This is a genomic window from Aliinostoc sp. HNIBRCY26, from assembly GCF_050235535.1.
GTDB lineage: Bacteria > Cyanobacteriota > Cyanobacteriia > Cyanobacteriales > Nostocaceae > Trichormus.
Map to the genome: position 1 here is coordinate 1006507 of NZ_CP189852.1, position 24817 is coordinate 1031323.

Sequence of the window (24817 nt, forward strand, 5' to 3'; positions counted from 1 at the left end):
CCCATCTCCTGAAATCACCTCTATAATTCCTTTTCAGCCTTTATTAAGAAAGATGTGACTAATGGATAGCATGAATGACGGGGGTTTTACGCATCACGACTTGTAACTCTAACTAAGAAGCATTTTGCAACTCAGCTGTGCGTATAGATAGCTGTTGTACCTGATTACCTCGTTGTACTTTCACCTGTAAAACTTGACCCAGGCGACTATTTTCGACGACGTTCTGTAATTGTTCTGCGGTGCTGATAGCTTGGCCATCAATTTGGACAATTACGTCTCCACGACGAATTCCAGCACTAGCAGCAGGTGAATTGGGGATAACTCGCATGACTAAAACACCACTAACTTCTGGGATAGTGAAGGCAGAATTAGGATCAGTGTTATTTTGTTTAGCTAAGTCTGGTGTTAAAGTTACCATCTGCACGCCTAGATAGGGGTGAGCGACTTTACCATCTTTTTGCAATTGTGTAGCGATCGCTTTCGCTTTATCAATAGGAATAGCAAAACCAATACCCATCGCATCAGTACGAATGGCGGTGTTAATCCCGATGACTTCACCTTTGTCATTCAATAAAGGGCCACCAGAGTTACCAGGGTTAATGGCTGCGTCAGTTTGAATAAAGTCTAACCGCTTGTCAGTAATACCTACTTGCGCGCTAGAACGCTTGAGGGTGCTGACAATACCCAAGGTAACGGTGTTATCAAAACCTAAAGGATTACCAACTGCGATCGCCCAGTCTCCCACCTGTACATTACTAGAAACACCCAAAGGCGCAACAGGTAAATTATTCCCCGCATTGATTTTCACCACAGCTAAATCTGTGACTTCATCAATACCTTGCACTTTGCCATCAAAGGTGCGACCATCTTTTAACCTCACCGTCACGCGATCGGCTTTATCCACCACATGGGCGTTAGTTAAAATTAAACCACTCTTATCAATAATGAACCCAGAACCTAAACCCCGTAGTTGTTCTGATGGTACTTGTCCTTGCAAACTGTCACCGAAAAATCTGCGGAAAACAGGATCATCAAAAAACGGATCAACACGACGGGTAATTGTGCGTTCTGTATCCAGCCTGACTACAGCTGGGCCGACACGATTCACGGCTGCTGTCACAAAGCTGCTGTTACCTACAGCCGCAACTGCTGGTGATTGTCTTTGAGCAATTAATTCTGGTGTATTCTCAGGGTTCACAGCACTAGGTGCGGGTTCTGCTTGGGAAGGTAACACACGCAGAGAACTGAATGTCAGCGCAACTCCTAGAATTATTGCTAATACATGAGTACCGAGTTGGCGTATAGACCGGGGGAGTTTAGTAAATCGCATATTCACAACCTAATCTAGAAGCCTAATTGTTACCTGATGGCAACAAATCTACTTAAAATTATTGTGGCAGATAGGGAAATATTTCTTGAGCCTTGACGTTGACTCTCAGCTGCAAGTTTCACTCTAGTCTGTCCAGAGTATTCATACAAGCGAAAACGTAAGCTATCCGTATTTTAAAGTTAAATGAATATCTCATCTCATTGCTATGCTGGCAATTTCCCCTGGCCTAGTTCGGGTATTACCCATATCTCTTACACCTGGTTTAGCCGATGGGCTACAACTGTTCTTCTCAGTTCCCAGTCTTAGGTTAGGATTTTAGTTATCACCAGTGCAGCAATTAACCATGAATGGCTCAAACCGATTAACTCCCGAATCTTCTTCTGTATCTGTAACCCCAGAACACCTACACAGTCACGATTTAGAAGATGGACATATAGTTCATTCTCACATCCACAGTGAAGAATCTTTACGGCGAATTGTTAACCGGTTATCTCGAATTGAAGGACATATTCGTGGGATTAAAACAATGGTGCAACAAAATAGCCCTTGTCCTGATGTTTTATTACAAATTGCAGCTGTGAGAGGCGCACTAGACAAAGTAGCTAGAATTGTTCTAGATGAACACTTGACTGATTGTATCGCCAGAGCCGCTAAAGAGGGCGATATAGAACTAGAAATTAAACAACTTAAAGCGGCTTTAGATAGATTTATGCCTTAAAAATCTTAATCTGCATTTTTGTTGTTCAAGGTATAAGTAACTTGTACTAATCCCGACTCAAATTTATTGACATCCTGCAAATTTAAACTACATTCAAGACTAGGATCATTCACAATCAGTGGTATCCCACTTCCTAAAATAATTGGATGAATAGAGAGAATCAATTCATCAATCAAGTTATGTTTCAAAAAGAAGTATATCGTCTGTGTACCGCCTACTAACCAAATATTTCCACCACTTGATTGACGTATTTGAGTGACAAACTCTTCCAAATCACGATTAATAAATGTGGCATTATTCTCTGTTCTACCTTGTTGCTTTTGGGAAAATACGAATACCTCCTTATCTGCGTAAGGATAATCACCAAAACTTAAAACCTGCTGATATGTCTTATTACCCATTATCAATGTATCAACTTGGGTATAAAAATCTGTGTAACCATAATCTTGGTCTGTAAATAGCCAATCTACTGCTCCTGATGATCTGGCGATGTAGCCATCTAGGCTAGAGGCTATGAATAAAATAATTTTTCGCATAAGCTTTTATATTTTGTAGTTATAAATCCAGTGTATTCATCATGAATATGAAACTAGAAAATTATATTCTTAATTATGAGTTAATTCAGAATTACAATCAGCCTTTAATTTTGTTTCTGCACGGTTTCATGGGACGTATGGAGGAATTTGACACAGTTACAAAAGTATTAAAAGATGATTTTTCCTATTTATTAATAGATTTACCGGGACACGGCAAAACTCAAGTATTAGGTGGGAACGAATATTATACAATACAAAAAACTGCCACAGCAATTATTGAATTAATAGAAAAATTAAAGATTAATCAATGTTATTTAGTTGGCTATTCAATGGGTGGGAGATTAGCTTTATATTTAACTCTCCACTTTCCACAGTATTTCTCTAGAGTTATCTTAGAATCGGCTTCTCCAGGTTTAGCAACAGAAACAGAACGCACAGAAAGAATCAACAGTGATCACCAGATAGCGAAAAAACTATCTAGATGTCTTTCTCAAGCTGATTTTTCTCTGTTTTTATCGAATTGGTATCGTCAACCTATTTTTGGCTCTCTTCAGCATCACCCAGAATTTCAGTATATGTTAGAGAATCGGCTGCAAAATAATCCTCTAGAGTTAGCCAAATCACTAAAATTTATGGGTAATGGTAGTCAACCCTCATTATGGGAAATATTACCCCAAAATCAAGTGCCTTTGCTGCTGCTGGTGGGTGAATATGATGAAAAATTTGTGCAGATTAATCAAAATATGGCTCAACTATGTCCAGTAGCGCAACTCCAAATAATTAGCAATGCTACACATAATATTCATTGGGAAAATACTTCAGAGTTTGTGCATCATCTTCAGTGTTTTCTCCAACAATCATCAATGTTTTAATTCTGAAATTGATTAAATTCATATTGTAGCTAGTGGAATACACTGTTTTCATATGGCAATCATACAGAACTTTTGAAGTGGGTCACACCAATTACACCCATGTTTTTTAAACTTTGATTTTACGTCGTTTGCTATACCTCATCAATATCAAATTTGCTGGAAATCATTCGTGATTAAAAGGCTCAATAACTTTTCCAAAAATCAGTTATGTGGTGCGATTTTTTTCAAATCAGATTTAATGGATGAATCTCTGTCTCAAGTCCTGAAGACGCTGGAATAGACTCTACTTAATCTCTACTTCATAAATAGATTTTTAACTAGATCAGTCTAGTTAACTAAAAATTTACATAAAAATCATTATTTTTTTATTTTAAAATCCCCCAAAGAATGTTTATCAAAAACACTATTAGTGGAATTTAAAGATGTTTTAATGTACATATTTTCTGAGTAAAATACGTAAATTTGTCAAGGTGTTACTGAAAGCTATTTGTTATTGTTATATAAATTAATACCAGTAATCTAGTCTCGATGAGCAATTTACAACAAGTTGACCCGGTGTTTCAAGAGCTTTTTGACCAGATGCAACCGGAAGTTAAACAATCTTTCACTATAGAACAAATGGCTGCGGTGACAAGAGCCTTCGGCTATAATGCTTGGACTTCTAACCATCCTCTGGACTTACGTTTTACACTCCCGATTCCTGGCCTGAGATTTTATATGGTGTTAATCGGTGGGCCGGAAAGACGTTCTAAAGAACGATTACAGGAAGGTAAAGTGTTGCATCCTCTTTGGACGACAAGCAACATCTTATTTTTTGTGGGACTTTTGGCGGCCTTTGGAATTTGTATGTATCCCATTTTACCTGCTCTTTTTTCCTTGGCGAGTTCCATTGTCCGTCAAGGTAACGTGTCGTCCCCAACTTCTATTCCTTGGATCTTTGATCAATCTCAGTGTGAAGACACGGGAAGAACTTGGCGCGATGGGAAATGTTGGGATAAAGAACACAATCCCCAATTCTAAATATTTATTTTGCAAACATCAGGAGTTACCTCAAGGCAAATATGAATGACAGAGAATTAGCACAAAATAACTTAGAACACGACCCATTTTTGCAAGGTTTTTTGGCTCGTATTCCCCCCCGAACAGCTGCAAGTTTCACGAATAATCAATTAGCAGAGTTAAAAAGGGTCTTCCAAACTCGCGCACAACGTCCGCATTATGTAGATATTCGGCTTTCTGTACCAGTCTTGAAAAAGCGATTCTATTTAGTTTTTCTACTAGGTAAAGAAAAGCGTCGGATAAAACGGGTAGAGGCTTATGTGGGCAAACCTGCTAATCAAACTTTAGTCAGACTTTCAGCTGTAGTATTGATTGCTTCTTCAATTTTTAGTGCCTACATGATTAATCAATTGTGGGTCAGTCGCCACGTTAATCAGACAGAAAATCAAACACCTGTGCGATTGCTCAAAAGTGAAAATTAGGTTTTACAGGGTCGCTGCATCTACCGATAATCAACATCTACCTATATAGGAATCCGCTTTGATTCCTGAAATCATTTGCGTAGGAAGGGAACAGGGAACAGGGAACAGGGAACAGGGAACAGGGAACAGGTAAGAAGGAACAAAAGTGTACTGAGTTTTTTCTCCAAATCAAATATGAGTCCTATAGTATCTGATTCGATTACCGAACATACTATTTTAAACAGGAAACAGGAAATTGACAGGGTTTTGTGCAATTAATAATGGTGAATTTAATGGCGATCGCATCTCTTCATCTGTAACATTCTTTACTGCTTGTAGTCTATCCCTAGCAAAGCGATAATGAACTCTATTAATTTTGAGGCAGGAACGCATGGGATACGATTTTAAGGCACTAGCAACACTTTACAAACATACTCTCCTCAACAATATTCTCCCATTTTGGCTGACTCATTCTCTTGATTGGGAACAGGGTGGATATTTTACTTGTCTCAATCGTGCAGGTCAAGTTTATGACACTGACAAGTTCATTTGGCTGCAAAATCGCCAAGTTTGGACTTTTTCCGTACTTTGCAATCAACTTGAAAAAAATGCAAATTGGTTAGAAATCGCCAGTCACGGCGCACAGTTTCTTGCTAAACACGGTAGAGATGCTGAAGGCAACTGGTATTTTGCCCTTAACCGTGAAGGACAGCCCTTAGTTCAACCATATAATATATTCTCCGATTGCTTTGCCGCAATGGCTTTTAGTCAATATGCCTTAGCCTCTGGGGAAGAATGGGCGAAGGATGTAGCTTTGCAAGCATACAATAACGTTTTACGCCGCAAAGATAATCCCAAAGGCAAGTATACCAAAGCTTACCCTGGTACACGTCCAATGAAAGCCTTAGCTGTGCCGATGATTTTAGCTAATTTGACGCTAGAAATGGCTTGGTTATTGGAAAGTGAAACTTTAGAAAGTGTCTTGGCTAGCACTGTACAGGAGGTCATGGGTGATTTTCTTGACCAGGAACGTGGACTAATGTATGAAAATGTTGCTCCCGATGGTTCACATATTGATTGCTTTGATGGGAGGTTAATTAATCCTGGCCATGGAATTGAGGCTATGTGGTTCATTATGGATATTGCCAACCGGAATGGCGATCGCCAAACTATTAATCAAGCTGTTGATGTGGTGTTAAATATCCTCGATTTTGCCTGGGATAGTCAATATAAGGGGTTGTATTACTTCATGGATGCAGATGGTCATCCCCCGCAGCAGTTGGAATGGGATCAAAAACTCTGGTGGGTGCATTTAGAATCTTTGGTGGCGTTAGCAATGGGTTATCGTCTCACTGGTCGTGCAGAATGTTGGGAATGGTATCAAAAAATGCACGATTACACTTGGTCACACTTTGCCGATGCAGAATATGGTGAATGGTTTGGCTATCTCAATCGCCAAGGAGAGGTGCTATTAAATCTTAAAGGCGGGAAGTGGAAGGGTTGTTTTCACGTTCCCCGCGCCATGTATCTGTGTTGGCAACAGTTTGAGGCTTTGAGTTCACAGGTAGTGTAGGAATTTAGCTGGTGATCTCTTTCCCATACCCCATGCCCGATTCCCCATGCCCAAAAACTCCATCTCCGTTCGGCTGAAGCTCATGGCGGAAGCTTTGCGGATGGAGTTTTTTATTTCTTCTTCCCTGTTCCCTCCCTATCGCGCTTGCGCTGCGCGTCGCGCACCACGCAAACAATTTCACCGAATCAAAGCGGATTCTTATATAGGAATCATATTTGATTTCTGAAAAAACTCGGTACACCTCTATTACTTATTTTCCTGTTCCCTACCTACGCAAATCGTTTCAATAATAAAGTCGGATTCTTATATATCCCTCTTATGTCACTTTCCGAGTAATCTAAATAAAAGGATTAAAAGAAAAAACTCTGGAAGGTAAGCAGGGCAATGGATGTAGAATTACAAATCCTGAAACATTTGGCAAGAGATGCACAGCCCACAGTTGCGCTCGTAGATAAATATTGTGCAGAGTACAAAGGCCTGTTCAAAGAAGTAAGAAATTATGAATGTTTTAAATATTTACACTTAGGGATAATTTCTCCTATTAAAAGAAAATCATTACCAGAGATAGCGAAAGTAGTAAGTATAAACTCAGCCCAATCATTACATCATTTTATAGCCAATTCAGACTGGTCAGTAAATGAGTTGAAGAGGCGAAGATTAGAGAAAATAAAAAGAGAATTAAATGGTCAAGCAATTACGGTAGTAATAGATGAAACAGGAGACAGAAAAAAAGGTAAAAAGACAGATTATGTAGCTAGACAATATTTAGGAAGCGTGGGGAAAGTAGATAATGGGATAGTTTCAGTCAACGCCTATGGAGTTTACGCTAACATAACTTTTCCCTTAATATTTAAAGTATTTAAACCAAAAGGAACATTAAAGGAGTCAGATAAATATAAAACTAAAATAGAGTTAGCATCAGAAATAATTACAGAATTAATGGAATCAGGCTTCAATATTGAATTAGTATTGGCTGATAGTTTGTATGGTGAAAGTAGCCAATTTATTAGAAAAATAGCTGAATATAACTTAGGCTATGTAGTATCAATCAGAAGTAATCATGGAGTCTGGTTGCCTTCAGGGCAAAGCGTTAGAGCGAATAAGTGGTGTAAATTTAAAAGAACATTTAGCAATCAAAAATCAGAGACTAGATACATTAGAGAAATAATCTATGGTAAAAAAAGAGCTATAACTTACTGGGAAATAACTACTGACCCAGAAACCATGCCAGAAAATTCTACCTCCTTCGTGATGACTAACCTTCAAGGGAATTTGAAGAAGACTTTAGGCGATTTATATGGATTAAGAACCTGGGTTGAATATGGGTTTCGACAGTGTAAGCAGGAACTAGGCTGGACAGATTACCGTTTCACTAATTTTCAACATATTGAGAGATGGTGGGAGATTATTTTTAGTGTTTATACGATGATTAGTTTAAATTCTCCAGCCTTCTTATGTTTAAATCAACCTTGTCAATTTGAAACTGAGACACCAGAAAATAAGGATGTTGATTTTTCTAATCATCCACAATGGAACCACGAATCTGGATGGAAGAATACTTTAAATAATCTACGTCTCATTATCCAACCACTTTTACTATTTTGGTTAATTTATCCCTGGTTAAGCATTTTCCCTAATTCACATTTATTATTGGGATTCAATCATTTAATTGCTGCAATGAATCAATTTAAACCCTCTTATGCTTCTGGATGATTTAGCTTCTGAACTACTTGCTTATCTCGGAAAGTGACAGAAGAGGGATAATCCAATCCCTAACAACAATTGAGAGCCATACCATGAACTTTGAATATCGCCTCAACTTCAACGACTTTAAAGAAGTAAATCAATTTCACTCAACAAGGATGATACTAAGATATTTATTAATCGTGGGTGGGATTGCAGTATTAATATCTTTACTGGGTTTGATAAATCAAGGGAATGTTTCTTTGCAGGAAATTCTATGGAGTGTTTTATTACCTAATATTTTACCTATTGTCTTCTTATACTGTCTTACTTACTTTTTTCAGCAGATTGTTATTAAGCGCGCCTGGGATAGTCAACCTAATTTCAGGCTCGAAATCCGTGTCGAAGCAAGTGATGAAGAGTTAAAAATTACTACGCCTTTGTCCGAATCTAAAGCGCAATGGTCACTTTACACACATTGGGGAGAATCTGCAAACCTATTTATGGTTTATCAGTCAGGCAACTGCTTAAATATGTTTCCTAAAAGAGCTTTCAGCACTAATGAACAAGTTAATGAATTTCGAGAATTGTTGCGTAGCAAGTTACCTAAGAAATAAATACATAACTGTTAATAAAAAGTCCCTTAACTCGGTGGTAACTCTAAAGGCATTGTGCCGAGTAATCCTTTGCGATAGTCTGTCAAAAGTTGTCTAGCTGTGCGTTCGACATCTCCTTGATGGCGATGTTCGGCTAAAACGTGTAAATAGGCTTCTCCGGTGTGGGGGATGGGGTCAAGGTCATAACGTGAGTATAGGGGTGATTTTGGTAATAATTCCCCGGCTTGTTCTTGGAGGGAGTTGATTAAATCTACGAGGGCGGCTGCAACTAGCTGATTATCGTAGGAGGCTTGACCGATATCGTCACAAATGGCGAGTTTGACGGCTGCTTCTTGATTCCCTAATTTGGCGGGGATGACTCCTGGCGCGTCGAGTAATTCTAACTGATCACTGATACGTACCCAGCGCAGTTGGCGTGTTACCCCTGGACGGGCGGCACTTTCGACAACACGCTTACCTAATAAACGGTTGATGAGGGCGGATTTACCAACGTTGGGAAAACCTATAACTACAGCCCGGACGGGACGCGGTAACATTCCGCGATCGCGTCTTCTTTGGTTGAGTTCAACGCCTGCGGCTTGGGCGGCTTTGGCAACGGCATTCACGCCTTGACCATGTTGGGCATTGGTAAAATAGGGTTCTTCATCCCGATTTTGAAAGTAATTCACCCACAGCGATCGCACTTGGGGCGGGATCATATCTAATCTATTTAATACTAAGATGCGTGTTTTATTGCCCACCCACTCATCGATTTGGGGGTGGCGCGTCGCTAAAGGTATCCGTGCATCGCGTACCTCAAAAACTACATCTACTCGTGATAGCTGTTCTTTGAGATTCTTTTCCGCTTTGGCAATATGTCCTGGATACCACTGAATCAGGTTGAGTTTGTAGTTATCTGTTAAGCCCATAGGTTAGGGATTGGGATTGGGAATTGGGGATTGGGAATTGGGAATTGGGGATTGGGATAAAAGCAAATTTATTGCGAATTGCGTTAGCGTAGCGGGACGTTAGTCCATTGCGAATTGCGAATTGCGAATTGCGAATTGGTTTTATTTTGTTGTTTCTCTTCTTCTTACGCCCTGACTTCTGTGTTTTTGTCTCTACCTGCTGATTGATGTAAAATTAGGCGATTGCCGTCGGGGTCGTAGGCGTAAATTTCTCTGCCGTGGGAGGCTACAATGATTTTTTCGGGTGGGGGATAACCTAAATTACTGATGTGGGCGATCGCTGTTTCTAGGTTACTCACCTCTAAACATAGACTCATTTTACTTTTTCCTGAGTCTAGAAATTCATGATTGTGTGTTTTTTTCGGTTGAAAAATCCCTAACCGCAAACCAGGAAACTGAAACTCAGCATAGAGGTTGGGAATTAAATTTATCGGATTTTGGGTCAACAAGTGCGTATAGAAATTTACTGATTGCTCAAGATTTGATGTAGCGATTGTCACAATTGTATTTGTACATTGTAAACCCATGTTATTTTAGCTGTAGCCGTTTTGTGTGCTGCTTACTCAATATAACTTAATTGTTACCAATCAACCAAAACTCCCACATTTGATAGTTGCTTAACTAGATGATTTTAATAGGGGAATTGTGATGATAAACTCTGCTCCTTTCCCTGGAGTGGAAATACATTCTAATTTCCCTTGGTGTTTATTGACAATAATTTGATAGCTGATTGACAAGCCGATCCCGGTGCCTTTGCCTACGGGTTTTGTGGTAAAGAAGGGATCAAATAAGCGATCGCGAATTTCTTCCGTCATTCCAGGGCCATTATCGGCAATGGTAATCATCACTTGCTGATGATCTGTCAGTTGCGTTTGAATGTGAATTTGAGGTGGTGTTGAATTTTCTTGCTCATCTGTTGTGGCATCTTCTAAAGCATCAATGGCATTTGCCAATAAGTTCATAAATACTTGGTTCATCTGTCCAGCGTGACAGACTACTTTTGGTAAATCACCATATTCTTTAATAATTTGAATTTCCGTAACTCCTGGTTTGGCTTTCAGACGGTTTTGTAAGATTAACAAAGTGCTATCAATACCTTCATGAATATCTACTAACTTCATGCCGTCTTCGTCTAAACGGGAGAAGTTTCGTAAGGAGAGAACTAACTGCCGAATTCGTTCTGCTCCTAGATTCATGGAATTTAAAACTTTGAGTAAATCTTGTGTGAGAAAATCTAAATCTATAGCATCAATAAATTCTCGAATTTCTGCCACTGGTGGACAATAATTTTGTTTATATAGTTCAACTAAATCCAGCAAATCTTTAACATATTCACGGGCATGGTTGATGTTACCGTAAATAAAATTCACAGGGTTATTAATTTCGTGAGCAATACCTGCTACTAATTGCCCCAAACTAGACATTTTTTCGGAATGAATTAACTGTACTTGGGTTTGTTGTAATTCTCGTAAAGCGGCTTCTAATTGCTGGGCTTTTTCTTGGGCAGTTTGGGCAGCGATGCGGCTTTGGGTGTAGAGTTTAGCTTGATCTATTGCGATCGCTAGCTGATTTGTGACGGATTGTAGTAGTTCTACTTCATGATCCAACCAAAGTCGAAAACCACTACAATAACTACAAGTAAACGCTCCAATTTCTCCTGATTGCGTGTGTACAGGCAAAGCTAAAAAAGCTGTTAGGTGAAAATCTCGCAAAAACTTTTGGGCGGAAGTATCTGTCAATGTCTCTACATTATCAATGCGGATAATCTCTTTATTTAAAGTTTTTTCGGCTATGAGTTGCACTTCTGCATCTTGAATTGCAGAAGGTAGTGAATATTTTTCAGGATAATTTTGGATTTCATAGACAATTTCCCAGGTAGGTACATCTGTATTTTGTCTGTACCACCAAAAAGCACAGCGATCAATTTGGAAAAGTTGATGAATTTCTGTGACTGCGGTTTCTACAATATAATTAAGTTCTAAAGAAGCGCGAATCTGACTAGCAAGACGGTTAAGTAATGCTTCTTTTTGGGCAATTTCTCGAAACTTTGCTTCCGATTCCCTTAGTGCAGCTTCAGTCTGTTTGCGCTTAATACCAATAGCAATTTCGTGGGCGACAATTCCTAAAATATCAAAGGTTGATTCACTTAATGTGTGGCGAGAAAACATGGCAATTACGCCTAATACTTCTCCTTCTACCATTAAAGGATAGCCAGCAAACGCTACCATCCCCTCTTGTTTAGCCCATTCCTTGTCACTGATGCGGGGATCTGTTTGTACTGAGTTGCTTAAATGGGGTTGACTTTCTTGGGCGATTACACCTATTTTGTATTGACCAACTGGTACACGTCGATGAAAACCGTCAATGTGGGTATACATTCCCGAACTGACTTGCAACTCTAGGATGTTTTCTTGTTTATTAAGTATCCAAATCCGGGCAAAAGCCGCGTCTAAATGTTTGACGATGGCTTCGGTACAGCCAGACATCATCTGCTGTAAAGTAAGACTTTGAGTCAAACAAGCATCAACTTCCGCCCGAAAATCTGCTAAATGAATTCTGTGAGTGAGAATTGCTTCTTGTTGTTTACGCTTCGTAATGTCGTAAGAAATGCCTACAAAATATAAAACTTGATTGTCGGCATTTTTAATCGCACCTGCACTACTTGTGTGCCATCGCCATTCCCCATTTTTATGCTTGACTCGATATTCAATGGGTTCTTGTTTTTTGCCGGTTTTAAACACCGTTGATAAATAATCTGCACAGCTTGGAACATCATCAGGATGTACGAAAGGAACGAAAGATTTACCTATGACTTCGGTGAGATTATGTCCGAGAATTGCTGTCCAATTGGGGGAAACATAGGCAAATTCACCAGTTACTGTGAGGACAAAAATAATATTATCGGAGTTTTCCAGAATATCTTGAAATTGATAATACTCATCAAGTAATTGTGTATTTAAACGATGATGATTTTCACGGATTAAGACAATAATTTCTTGGGATGATAAGGCTAAAAATTTGGCTTTAAAAGTATAAATGATATCTGCAACTGATAAATCATATGTTATGTTCACAGGCGATTGGGTTTGCAATGTCTTCGTGATCGCCTGTTGAAATTCATCCCCAATCTGCTGCGGAAATTGTTCGATAAAAGGTTTATCTAAAGTTATTTTGGGTAAGTTATCTGCATATTCTGTTTCACTTGGTTTGTATTCTAGAATTTTCCCTTCGGTATCTAGCCGTAAATATGTGTCTGGGATGAGTTGCAGTAGTCCTGATAATTCTACGCCTTTTTGGGATAGTTTCTGTTGAGTTGGGTTGTGTTCTCCAACTTCTGTTTGTATTTGTTTGATGGTATTTTCTACTGATGTAGATTCATTATTTGATAGTGACACCGTTTTACTACCCTGATGTGATTGATAATTTATAAAATTATGAGTAATTTCTGGCTTCGCATCTTCTCGCAGGAATTATTAAGTATGATTTTTTCAATTAAATACCTCCAGGCGATGGATTTGCTCAAAAAAATACTGCATATCAATTCACCAAATGGCTTGGGTAGATAGCTTGAGACAATTTTGGTACAGGCAGTGATTTTCCATTTTCCATACCCAATCAAATGGATGACGGTAAACAAGCGGATTTACGGGGTTTTGCAGCCAAATTAAAGATGAATCCTATAGGCAAAAAATTATTTACCCGAACTACTATTTTAATTTATATGAATTAAAAATTTCACTTAATTATTGATTGATTGATAAATATTTTACAAATATGCTAGATCATCACCACAGATACAGTATGGGTGATACTACGGAAAAATGGGTCAAACCCAGATGAAAATTAAAATCCAACAGACAAAATTATCTGTAGGAAATCTGAATCGCAGAACATAGCTAAAACCAGGATAAACACTGAGGACGAAATTAATAATAGTTAATTTTATTTTTATTTATCTGATAAATCAACTATTATGTATTGATTTTTTGAATTTAATTCATTGCGAAATATGCAGAAAATAAAACAAATGTGTGAATGTAATCTGCAAAAGATTTAAATTTATCAATAAGAATTCACATCAGAGAGGAAATTACCGCAAAATCTTCCGAAAGATAGGCTCAACTACTTGTAGATATAAAAGTTGCAGACTTTTTTTGTGTTATAAAACTCACAGAAATTATCTTATTGGCAGGCTACTCTATGGAACTAGAAAAAATAGGATGTTTTAAAGAGTACGGCGAACTGATTTTAGAAAAAATTAATTCTGTTCCGCAAAATCCTTCTCAACAAGAAGATTGGGTGCCTACTAGCTTAGATGAATGTATTTTACGTCTCCGAGAAAGTGCGGAGAAAACTGTAGGTCTTGCTACATCTCCTGTAAAAATCGGTGTGATGGGAGAGTTTAGTAGCGGCAAAACTTTACTTTTAGGTAGTTTAATCGGCTATGGGGATGCTTTACCCATCAGCGAAAATCCCACTACAGGTAATGTCACGGCTATTCATATCATCCCCCAAGAGGGCTTTGCCACGACACAAGTTGGTAATTTCACCGTGGAATATTTAACGCGGGAAGGGGTAAATGAGTGCTTGCGCTTCATGTTGGGGGAAGCGAACCGCCGCACTATCGCCGCCGGACTTCCCCCCATTCCCACCGCCACCCTGAATTCTGGAAACGAAATTCTCAGATGGTGTCAAGAAACTTGGAATAGCAGCAATAATTTAGAATTGCGTTATCTGGTGCGGGAATTGGTGGTGTTTTTACGCGCTTATGCTTCCTATGAAGTATTGTGCGGGAAACGCTACCCTATCGATGCAGTCACAGCAAAGGATGGGTTACAGTTAGCAGAACAACCAATGGCTATCCAAACCCTACGCTTTGAAGACTTACCGCCGGCGCATATTCGTTTACCGAGTCCCCCCCAAACCTTACCCACGAAGTTATTACAAAATAGTTTCCCGTTAATTCGGCGCATTGATATTGAGGTGAGAATTTCTGAAGAAATTTGGGATGTCACCGGTGCAGATAGATTTATTTTGTTAGATTTTCCTGGTTTGGGTGCGGCGAATTCTGGCGCGCGGGATACCTTTTTATCGCTGCGGGAATTGGCGGAGGTGCAGACAATTCTGGTACTGCTCAATGGTAAATCACCGGGGAGCGATCGCGCCCATAAAATTTTCACGATGATGCAACAGCAGCGTCCCGGACAAGACCTCAAGGATTTAATTTTGGTGGGTGTGGGACGGTTTGACCAGTTACCTTTAGAAAGTGAAGGCGGCGAGAGAGAATTAGATTTACTCATTGATGATAGTCGTACTCTCCAACTCACAGCTGAGGCGGTATTGCGAAAACTTAAGGTGTTGCAAACCACCATCGATGGCGCGAGCGCATTCACAATTAATCAAGACCGCATTGTCTTACTCTCTCCCCTATTGGGACTAGCCGAATTAGCGAAACGTTCTAGCAGTGTGAAAGCTGGTTCACCAGAATTTTTAGCTAACTTAGATTATCCAGAGTATTTAGAAAGGTCAAAGCGACTGCAACAAAAATGGCGCAAGTTGAGCGATCGCCTGTTAGAATCAGATCCGCGTCACGGTTTAGGCAGAAAATTGGGTTACTTTGCTCAAGATGGAGGTATCGCCAAACTGCGGGAGTTAATTCAAAACCATGTTGCGACACACGGACTCAAGCAACTATATGAAGATACTAGACGCGCCGCCGAAAATTTAAAATTACAACAGGAAAATCTCAAAACTATTATTGCCGAAATTCACGCCCAAGGTATTCCCACGGGTGATTCTGAGGCTTTAATTGACTTAAGAAACGCCATTGAAAGTTTAGATAAAACCTATCGTCATTTTCAAAAAGATATCGGGAAACAACCACTCAAAGACCGTCGGGGAACAGTGGTGAGTGATGTAGTCAAAGATGAACTCACCTTTAGGGTGATTAGTTGGAATCAATGGACTTTATTATTTAACAAAGTCAATAACGGCACAATTACCTTAACTGAATCAAAAGGTGCAGCCGGGAAGTTATTTGATAGAGGTAGTAGAACCAATAGCAGCATCCCGACTAAAAGCGATGACTTTTACCCCGCCTTCGCCAAGACAGTCAAAGAAGTGGAAGAATTTGCGCGCGATCGCATCCAGCAAGCTGTAGTAGACTTACTCAGTAGATTATCTCACCAGATTGCCCCAGAGCGCGATCGGCTATTGGCCATTTTGACTCCAGAAATGGAACAAGAAATTGAAGCCAAATTTGGCCCTGAAGAAGCCGATTTATTTTATCAATTGCTGTTAGGATGTGACCCCAATAAATGGCAAGACGTAATTTTAGAAGAGATTAATCAACAAGATAAATCTCTCGTACCTGAAATTATGTTTCCTCTAGCGCGTCAAGATGAAAAACACAATATCGGTCAAATCTTTGATTGGTCGCCAGAGAAAAATATGGGTTTAACTAGAACCGCTAATCATCAGTTATTTATCTTACGCTTACGTGATGAAATTACTGCCAGTGCTAGCCTACATTTGGTGCAGTATGTCAGCGAAGTTAATCAACAAGTCAATGGGGAATTAGAGGGGATTTTAGATCAAATTATACCCACTCTACAAAACCTCTCGAAAAAAGATGCTTTGCTGAGATTTATCGCCTCTAGTGATACCCAATCAGGTGGGAGAGTTCCGACTTGGCTCCAGAATCTCACAGAAATTGCTAACATTTCTGATTCCCTAACAGCTAATCAGTAATCAGTAATTAGTAATCAGCAAATAGGAATTAGTGATTTACAATCCTGATATCAAGCTGGTTATAATTCTGACACCTGATACCATTCTTAATTTTGAATTTTGAATTTTGAATTTTGAATTGGTCAGTTCTGCCTGTAAAGGAAGATAAAAAATGCCTGTAGAAATTCAACTTGTGCCTCGCTTCCAAGTGCGGGTTAATCATAGAAAGTATTTAGAATTACCCAGTATTCAACTGCTGGCTACGGGAAATAATGTACCTCACATTTCTAGCATCACCTGTACAGTTAAAGGCATACCAAGCGAATTAGCAACTAAAATTCAACAGGCGTATAAAAAGTTTGATTCTGAAGCCCCAAAAATTTCCCAAATTGGTCAATTAGAACAATATCCGTGTAAATTATCTCACCCTTTAACTCAAGCAATCAACTGTCATTTACGGGTAATGGTGGAATATTTTGATTCTGACCAGTCAGGAAATCCACTATTATCTGTAAGACAAAAAGTAGCAGCTTATTGTCATCTGTGGTCACTACCTATGGAAGAAAAAATCATCAGTAATCCAGTTATCAATCCTGTAGAAGTTCGTAGCGAAAAACCCAGCAACGGGAAACCGAAAAAAAGATTTCCTGGATGGTTAGCAGTAGATTTCGGCACATCTAATTCTACCGTCACCCTGTTCGACCCGATAGAAGTGCCTATTGCCGAAGTTTTACCCAGAGAACAGGAAATTAGATTGCGCGATCGCCTGTCCCAGTGGTTGAATTCTCCGGCTATAATTGCCTTACCGGAGGTCAGCGAAAGCGAATGGGATAAGTTTATTGTTGATATTAGTAAAAATCTGGAAATTGCACCGAGTAATTTAAGTGAAGTTTTTAGCGGTGAGAATAAATCGAGATTCTTAGAAGCGATTCGCCAAATCGAATTATGCTTAGGAAACAGCGATAGATTTCGTCGGGCTGTCAGTAAAAAACTCTATCAAATTTATCATGAAGTCTTCCGTGTTCCCACATTAGAATCTCAAAATTTAATTCCTGTAGTTTTAGATATTGATCGCCGAGATACAGAGATTCCTAGTGAGTTAGAGGTGGCGAGTTTAGAAGCAATCAAACTCCGCATGGGGAGAGCAGCTAGGGACAACCGAAAAAAAGCGATCGCACAGGGAACAAGTAGTTCCTTAAAAGAAATTATCAGCCGCTTTCACCATTCACCCAAGCGTTATTTTGGACAGGATAGAAAATTTCCGGTCATCTTGGAAGGTGAAGAAGATATTATTGATGTTAGTCAACTGATTCAAGCCGCATGGGCGCATTTAATCGAATTAACTGATGATTATCGTCAACGCGCCAGACGCAGATTTTCCGAAGGGGATTTTTTAACCGCCGTCGTCACCTATCCCACCGTCGCACCACCTGTAGTCAGGAAAGAAGTTAAGCATTTAGTTGAACAATTGGGAATTGATGATGTCCAAACAGCCTACGATGAAGCTGTATCTGTGGCTATCTTTTTCCTATGGCGAGAATTTGGCGGTAACTTAAATATTGGCATTGAATCTTTTAAAACCCGTTGTCGCCAAGAAAATAATAAATGGTCGCAAAATGTTCTCGTATTAGATATTGGTGGGGGGACGACAGATTTAGCTTTAATTGAACTCACCTTGGAAGATAATACACCCTACTTTGCCAATAATGAAGATAGGGGTTTAGGCGGCAGATACTATAAATTGACTCCGAAATTATTGGGTTCTTCCGGACATTTACAACTAGGTGGTGAGTTAATTACCCTGAAAGTGTTTAGACTATTAAAAGTGGCGATCGCTGATTTTTTACTCACAGCCGTTACTCAAGGCGATATCGAAAGCGATAAGCTAGAAGACTTAATCAACGCCGAATTAAACGAACGCTTTTTGGAACAAGGTAAATTCAAAAGTGGCAGTTTATTAAAATGTGTTGATAAGGAAAATCCCGAAGGTGACGCAGCTTATAAAGACGCGTTAGATACCGCCGAAAAAGTCATCCCCACCCGTTGGCAACAAGCACCCCAACGTCTGCAAACCTTCTATACACTTTGGGATCATGCGGAAACTGCTAAACTCAAACTAGGACAAAAATCCGATCATTCTCTGTTAACCTTCACCCTTTCCGAACAGCAAATTGCAGAACTCCTCACCCAAAGCGCGATTAAATTCCAGGTAAGAAATTCCGATAATATTTGTGTCACCATCGATAACCAACAATTTGAACGCGTCGCTTCCTCTGCTATTAAAGAAGCTATTGGTATTGCAAAAGGCTTAATGGAAAGTCGCCTGCGTCCTGAAAACAGCAATATCGACCCTTGGAACACCCATAAAGTTGATTGGTTAATCCTCTCAGGGAAAACCTGCAATCTCGACTTAGTACAACGGCAAATTTACCAAGAATTTGGCAAATCTCCCTATTTTGTATGGAATCCTGAACGCATTACCTTTGTGTTGGAGTACACCAAACTCGCCACCTCCGCCGGTGCTTGTTACGCCGAGAAACTGCGTAGGCTGAGATTTGACCCCGAAGAATCTAAAGGATTATTGCGGAAAGGCGCGAATCAACTAGAAATCGACGTTAAAAACCTGTTTTATTACCTACCTTGCAACTTCAAACGCAAAACCCAAAGCAACGAACTCCTCACCGTCTTTAAAGCTGGACAAGAACTCTACCAACTCTCGGCCTCAGAAAACGTGGCTAAAGTCCGTACAAATTGGGTAGGGATACAGTTAACTAACATTATTTACCGCCAAGACTACGAAGATGGAGACTTGCGCCTGTGGGGTAGCTTCGACGGGAAAAACTTGATGGAACAATTGCGGATGGATGAAGCGGAGTTCCTGCGAAAAATTAAAGTGCAGTTTGAAATCGACCAAACCCTACAATTTAAAGTGCTGTTGTGTCAAGGAAATCCCCATTACTTAATTGATGTTCCCGGAATTGACATTAATGCAGCTTTAACAAAAGTCTCAGAAACATCATTATTTACTAACGGAAAATTGCAATGGAATATCGCCGTTGAACGTCCTGATAAAGATTTAAATGATGGTGATATTGCGGTGAATGTGATTGAATCAGCAACAGTTGATTATCCAGATGCTTATCATTTGGTATTTGAAGTAGACAAAGACGGTAGTAAACCTCTGCAACAATTCCATTACTTATATGATGGTCAATCTGCATCAGGAAGCGGTTTAATTAGTAATCCTTTACCGCCTTTTCCCTACACTAATCAGCATACGTTTTATATGTACCAAACGGATGCAGAAACTCATACGAAAAAATGGATACGCATCGGCGCGTTAGCTAGACCCGATGTGAATACGGATTATCCCTGCCAGTATCGTGTAACAATTGATGACAAAGGTATTTTACGTATCCATGCTGGTGATGTACCTTATTTAACATCAGTAGATTTAGAATGTTTAACACAGGAAGGATGTGTCTATTGTGGTGAGTTAGACTTACAACCGAATGAGGTTGATAAGGAACGTGATCCTTTTTCCGGTATCCATTGAGAAACCTCACGCACCAGACGCAGAGAGTTTTCTGAGGGTCTTTGCGTGAGATCAAAACAGGTAAAACTCATGCAACATCTCAAGCAGTTATTGGGAATCGAAAAATCAGCTTTGGGGCAGTTATTACGGTATAGTCTCTATGGATTGGAGGCGACGCTGAGGAAGGCGCAAGCGGAATATCATCATGATCCTGGTGCTGAATTGTGTGATCAGGTGTTGTATGAGATTCACGATTTGTTACAGGTTAAGGAAGAGGCGAAACCTACTGTAAGTTACACCCAGAGTGAACCAAAATTGGGTTATCTGCGTGCGGCTTTTGATGGGGATGTCGAACTCAGTATATATTTGGGGAATTCGCCTTTATATAGTCAAACAGATGCGGATTTGTGGAATGAAATTCACCGCAAGCTGTTGCGAGTTCCTGAAGATTTGGCGGAATTTTGGCGACAACGTGCTTTAGATTTGGCGCAAGAAGTAGGTGCGATCGCAGATAGTTCTCATCTGCATTATTTACCTTTTGTTAGAGATGAAATTGTCTACCCTGGATTAAGTGGAACTGTAGTTGCTCCTGGGTTATGTTTATCTCAAAAAGCATTAGAAAAGACTAAAATTATTCCTGAATCTGCTTCTGAAGAATTAACTTTATTAGCCAGTTTTCTAGTATTATTAACTAAATTTATTGAAATTGAACCAGAGCTATATCATGCTTTTAAAAGTGTATTTAGCTTTGATGTCATTCATTTACATTCCCAACTAGAACAAAAAATCCAGTATGTGGAAGCATTAGGCGATCGCTTCCACCGTACCAAAAAAGCCGAAGAAAGCACAGATCCCTTGTCAATGCTACGTGCTTGGCTGGATATGGACGAGGCGATACATTCCCTAATCTTTGTCCCTCCCGCCGAAAGATATTCCTGGTGGGGTAAACTGCAACAAGAATCACGACGCGCTTTAAAAAAAGTGGCGGAGATCGCTAATAATGCAGGTCACGAAGTGAGAATACGTCAACTCACAGGACTTTATGCTGATATTTGTGCCTTAACTAAAGACGATTTACAACTAGAATGTGGCGGAGTTCCTGGGGAAGTTTTAACCTGTCTGCGAGTCTATGCCAGAATTAATCATGAAGGAATTCCTGGACGCGTCATCTTTCGTTCATCACGCTAGGAAGAATTTATCTTTACTATCAGGAAATATTAGGATGAAAGGATATATAAAAGGCCGCAATATCATTTTGTTAGAAAATTTACCAGATTCTTTTCAAGAAGGTGATGAGGTGGAATTAGTGATTACTTCAATACCTCCAACCAACTATCCTTCATCTAAACCAATATCTAGTTTAGGGCAGAAGCTGCGTCAAATTCGTCAAGAAATTGTTGACTCTGGTATTTCTCTCCTCAATGCAGAAGAAGTTGAACGGGAAAAAGCAGAACGTAGAGGCGGCTATCAAGGAGACGATTCATAAACTCAATATTATTTAACCCCACTTGTCATAAATACTTTCACGCCTAATAGATTTATCTACTTACCCTAAAAACCTTAACGCACTTTTGATAACCTCTCTGCGTTCCTCTGCATAAACCCTCTCTGCGAGACGCTGCGCGAATACGCCACTCTGCGTTTTAGGGACTTCCGAAAAATAAATTATCCAAATTTAGGAGATAATAGACCTCTTGCAAAAGTCACTATCCTAGTGTCTTTCTTTGCGTCTTTGCGCCTTTGCGTGAGGCAAAAAAAGATTTATGCAATATGTCTAATATTTTCTTTCTTCCCCCTGCTCCCTTGCCAAAAAAGCGATAGTATATTTTTTAAATTGGAAGTACCTTAAAAAATACTATCAACCCCCAGCCACCAAAGGTAAAACAAAAGCCATCAAAATTCCCAATAATACAATTATCTCTAAAACTCGCAAAAGCAAATTATTACCTATCCCAAAATTAGCTGATAAATTTCCTAACCAAGCGCGCAAATCATCCCACCAACGACTAGGCTTATCTTCAGGACGTACCTTTAACACAAACATCGAAACTAATAAAGGTACACCACCCACCTTGCTAGACATCAAAAGATGAATAGCCAAACAGACAACCATCACCACCCAAGCTGACAAATGCAAATAATACCAAACGTGATTTAACTCTCCTGTTGGTAGCCATTCTTCTTTCATCATTCTGCCGGAAATTAAGGCAAAAACAGAGGCCAGCAACATTAGAGTATTAGCAATTCTTTGCAAACTCACCCACCAAATCGGTCTACCAACCTGACTTAAGTTTTGCAAAGAATCCCCTTGTAACAGTCGTTTGTTTCCCGCATGAAAACTATACAGCGCGATCGCCGGAAACACAATCAAGAAAAAAACTGCAAAAGTTCCGTGAATATCGATAATGGCACTGATGCGGGGGATGAGGATTTTACCGAATCTGCCATCGAAAGTATTGTAAACTAAAAATCCAGTAATAATGGCGGCGATCGCTAAAATACCACTCACACCATGCAGAATTCGCAACAACAATGGTTGATAAGGAACAGAACGAGACATAAATATGATAGATTAACTATTCTAATTCACTTAATTGAATAAAATTTCCAGCAAAAGCCGACCTATTTTAGCTTATTATAAAATCGTGTTATTCACTCACTCAATTCTACCGTGATAAGAACTATTTTACGATTGTCGTGCATATTTATAATTTAATAGCTAATATCGATTAGTATTTTATGATGGTCAATAAGTGCTTAAAGGAATGCTAGAATATCTTAATTTTACTGGGTTTATTAAGGGTGTAATATATAAAACATACTTGCATGAACCTTTAAAAGAATTTAGTTTAGATGTATTTGATATCAATCAAGCAAGTAGTTATGGATTAATCAAGACACAGACCACAGAAATTGCTTATTCAAAATGGGTATCACCAAAGAGAACACGAAGTTACCCTCTTGCAAGAATTTATAATACATATATTTCATCTAAAGTAATAACAATTATTCCTGTTATCAAAGATGAGGGTAAAGATGGTGATAGAGATATTATTCAATATTCTACGATATCTTGGATGAATTTGTTAAATATTTATATCGTGCTTGCTTACTATAAAACAGCAGAGAGGAGTAACAAGAAAAATCAGTCCCATCGAGACAAACTCAGTAGACAACAATTTGATTCCGAACTAGTTAACTCTCAAATCAATGAGATATTAGCGTATAAACAAAGTGCTTTACACTGGAATAAATATTTATTTGAAGAAAGGTTTGCAGCTATTTTTGAAAAAGCTTTAGATTCTTATGATTCTATTTCTAATAGCACTCACATTAACGTTCATTCACGTCTTGGATTGGACAAATATTTAACAAGAATAATTAATGAATTTGAAGAATTTAAAAATATTTCCCTAAGAAAATCACAGCTTGCTAGTCAAAGAGAGTTAATGACTTCTCATAAACTTGAACATTTAGTAGATGGATTAAAAGCAACTTTTAGCATTGAGAACTATCTGGGAGGGACTTATTATCTTACTCCAGATGAAATATTATTTGAAGATAATATATACATCATACAAGAGTCAAAAAACTCCTCAACATCATCTTTACCCAAGTTACCTGATATTCAAGACGGTTTGTTCAAATTAATTCTATTTTCTAATTTGGATTCTTTAATTTGTAATGGTGTGTCAGTATCATTTATTACAAAATTAAAATTAACTGGTAAAAATATTATAGGCTCTATAATATTTCCAGATGCTTCAAATCAAGAATTGGAAGCTTTTATCAAGCTCAACAATAAAATTTTCAGCCACAAACAAAAGGAGATAATTAAAAGACTATTTTTGGAGGCTGAAAATAACCATAAGTTAAAGATAGAAATAACTAGTAACTCTTAACCACAAAATATTACCAATGCTCAAAAGCCCTCTCCGCTATCCTGGCGGTAAATCAAAAGCGATCAATCAAATAGTTGAATACCTACCAGGAAGTTTTGCTGAATTTCGTGAACCATTTATAGGTGGTGGTTCAGTATTTATTTATCTAAAGCAAAAGTTCCCTCATCTAAAATTTTGGATTAATGATTTAAATCAAGAGTTATTTTTATTTTGGAAAATCGCTCAATCTGAGCTAGTGCAGTTAGTTAAAGAAATACAGCAAATTAAAAATAAATATACTGATGGTAAATTACTATTTACAGAATTAACTAGTGTGGATGTTAAGAGCCTATCTGATTTAGAAAGAGCAGTTCGCTTTTTTGTACTTAATCGAATTACATTTTCTGGCACAGTAGAATCAGGAGGATTTTCCCAGGAAGCCTTTCATAAAAGATTTACATATTCTTCTATAGAACGCTTAGAGAAACTAGAAACTATTTTAGATGAAGATATTCAAATAACTAATTTGGATTACAGTGAACTTATTAAAGCCAAAGGTGATAATGTATTTTTATTTTTAGACCCACCATATTTCAGTGCTACCAAATCCAAATTATATGGAAAAGATGGCGATTTACATACATCTTTCGACCATCAAAGATTTGCTGAAATATTAAAACAATGCCATCATCAATGGTTAATCACTTATGATGATTCACCACAAATTAGAGAAAACCTTCAATATGCTAATATCTACGAATGGGAATTACAATATGGCATGAATAACTATAAGCAAGGAAAAGCAGCAAAAGGTAAAGAGTTATTCATTACTAACTACAAATTTAAATGTAATGTTGAAAAAGAAATAGATAAATATAACAAGACTAATTCTGCTTTGCAGTTGCAGCTTGATATTTTGATTTAACTTTTGAGAGG

The 24817-nt window shown here is 38.7% G+C and carries 19 protein-coding genes; 13 read left to right on the top strand and 6 right to left on the bottom strand.

The features are described 5' to 3' along the window. Positions 1-112: 112 nt before the first annotated feature. Entirely contained in the window at positions 113-1330 is a 1218-nt protein-coding gene (locus tag ACQFX9_RS04275; protein ID WP_427160852.1) for an HhoA/HhoB/HtrA family serine endopeptidase, read from the bottom strand. Between the two features lie 343 nt (positions 1331-1673). On the opposite strand from ACQFX9_RS04275, the gene ACQFX9_RS04280 reads away from it, so the two are divergent. Beyond that, positions 1674-2048: a metal-sensing transcriptional repressor gene (locus tag ACQFX9_RS04280; RefSeq protein ID WP_427160853.1), complete on the top strand. Its 375-nt coding sequence runs from the start codon at positions 1674-1676 to the stop codon at positions 2046-2048. A 5-nt stretch (positions 2049-2053) separates the two neighbouring features. Here the strand turns inward: ACQFX9_RS04280 and ACQFX9_RS04285 are convergent, their stop codons facing one another. Continuing rightward, positions 2054-2584 (bottom strand): dihydrofolate reductase family protein, encoded by a 531-nt coding sequence (locus tag ACQFX9_RS04285; protein WP_427160854.1) that lies wholly within the window; start codon positions 2582-2584, stop codon positions 2054-2056. Between the two features lie 47 nt (positions 2585-2631). On the opposite strand from ACQFX9_RS04285, the gene menH reads away from it, so the two are divergent. The 6 genes from menH to ACQFX9_RS04315 all read left to right on the top strand — a co-directional run bounded on the left by menH (position 2632) and on the right by ACQFX9_RS04315 (position 8789). Further along, the gene (gene menH, locus ACQFX9_RS04290; RefSeq protein ID WP_427162791.1) at positions 2632-3456 is read left to right on the top strand and encodes a 2-succinyl-6-hydroxy-2,4-cyclohexadiene-1-carboxylate synthase; all 825 of its coding nucleotides are present in this window, start codon (positions 2632-2634) and stop codon (positions 3454-3456) included. Between the two features lie 528 nt (positions 3457-3984). Next, positions 3985-4476, top strand: a complete 492-nt coding sequence (locus ACQFX9_RS04295) for a hypothetical protein (protein WP_427160855.1) — start codon at positions 3985-3987, stop codon at positions 4474-4476. A 41-nt stretch (positions 4477-4517) separates the two neighbouring features. Continuing rightward, on the top strand, positions 4518-4937 hold the full coding sequence (locus ACQFX9_RS04300; RefSeq protein ID WP_427160856.1) for a hypothetical protein: 420 nt from the start codon (positions 4518-4520) through the stop codon (positions 4935-4937). 370 nt (positions 4938-5307) lie between these two features. Beyond that, positions 5308-6489: an AGE family epimerase/isomerase gene (locus ACQFX9_RS04305; RefSeq protein WP_427160857.1), complete on the top strand. Its 1182-nt coding sequence runs from the start codon at positions 5308-5310 to the stop codon at positions 6487-6489. 384 nt (positions 6490-6873) lie between these two features. After that, positions 6874-8202, top strand: coding sequence for an IS701 family transposase (locus ACQFX9_RS04310; RefSeq protein WP_427160858.1), 1329 nt, complete (start codon positions 6874-6876; stop codon positions 8200-8202). An 83-nt stretch (positions 8203-8285) separates the two neighbouring features. Next, a complete protein-coding gene (locus ACQFX9_RS04315) occupies positions 8286-8789 on the top strand; it encodes a YcxB family protein (RefSeq protein ID WP_427160860.1) in 504 nt (167 codons plus the stop codon). 26 nt (positions 8790-8815) lie between these two features. Here the strand turns inward: ACQFX9_RS04315 and ylqF are convergent, their stop codons facing one another. From ylqF to ACQFX9_RS04330, 3 genes are all read right to left on the bottom strand, one after another. Continuing rightward, positions 8816-9697, bottom strand: a complete 882-nt coding sequence (ylqF, locus tag ACQFX9_RS04320; protein ID WP_427160861.1) for a ribosome biogenesis GTPase YlqF — start codon at positions 9695-9697, stop codon at positions 8816-8818. Positions 9698-9861: 164 nt separating this feature from the next. After that, positions 9862-10263 (bottom strand): VOC family protein, encoded by a 402-nt coding sequence (locus tag ACQFX9_RS04325; RefSeq protein WP_427160862.1) that lies wholly within the window; start codon positions 10261-10263, stop codon positions 9862-9864. Positions 10264-10353: 90 nt separating this feature from the next. Continuing rightward, a complete protein-coding gene (locus ACQFX9_RS04330; protein WP_427160863.1) occupies positions 10354-13131 on the bottom strand; it encodes a GAF domain-containing protein in 2778 nt (925 codons plus the stop codon). An 805-nt stretch (positions 13132-13936) separates the two neighbouring features. Between ACQFX9_RS04330 and ACQFX9_RS04335 the strand changes: the two genes are divergently transcribed. The 4 genes from ACQFX9_RS04335 (at position 13937) to ACQFX9_RS04350 (ending at position 21486) form a co-directional block, all read left to right on the top strand. Beyond that, the gene (locus ACQFX9_RS04335) at positions 13937-16486 is read left to right on the top strand and encodes a proteasome protein (protein ID WP_427160864.1); all 2550 of its coding nucleotides are present in this window, start codon (positions 13937-13939) and stop codon (positions 16484-16486) included. A gap of 151 nt (positions 16487-16637) precedes the next feature. Then, the gene (locus tag ACQFX9_RS04340; protein WP_427160865.1) at positions 16638-20021 is read left to right on the top strand and encodes a molecular chaperone; all 3384 of its coding nucleotides are present in this window, start codon (positions 16638-16640) and stop codon (positions 20019-20021) included. 69 nt (positions 20022-20090) lie between these two features. Then, positions 20091-21188 carry a hypothetical protein gene (locus ACQFX9_RS04345; protein ID WP_427160867.1) on the top strand — a complete coding sequence of 366 codons (1098 nt, stop codon included), beginning with the start codon at positions 20091-20093 and terminating at the stop codon, positions 21186-21188. A gap of 34 nt (positions 21189-21222) precedes the next feature. Next, positions 21223-21486 (top strand): hypothetical protein, encoded by a 264-nt coding sequence (locus ACQFX9_RS04350; protein WP_427160868.1) that lies wholly within the window; start codon positions 21223-21225, stop codon positions 21484-21486. Between the two features lie 372 nt (positions 21487-21858). On the opposite strand, the gene ACQFX9_RS04355 is transcribed toward ACQFX9_RS04350, so the two are convergent. After that, positions 21859-22560 carry a cytochrome b/b6 domain-containing protein gene (locus ACQFX9_RS04355; RefSeq protein ID WP_427160869.1) on the bottom strand — a complete coding sequence of 234 codons (702 nt, stop codon included), beginning with the start codon at positions 22558-22560 and terminating at the stop codon, positions 21859-21861. A gap of 205 nt (positions 22561-22765) precedes the next feature. On the opposite strand from ACQFX9_RS04355, the gene ACQFX9_RS04360 reads away from it, so the two are divergent. Next, positions 22766-23902 carry a hypothetical protein gene (locus tag ACQFX9_RS04360; protein ID WP_427160870.1) on the top strand — a complete coding sequence of 379 codons (1137 nt, stop codon included), beginning with the start codon at positions 22766-22768 and terminating at the stop codon, positions 23900-23902. A gap of 16 nt (positions 23903-23918) precedes the next feature. Then, positions 23919-24806, top strand: a complete 888-nt coding sequence (locus ACQFX9_RS04365; protein WP_427160871.1) for a DNA adenine methylase — start codon at positions 23919-23921, stop codon at positions 24804-24806. The last annotated feature ends 11 nt before the right edge of the window (positions 24807-24817 follow it).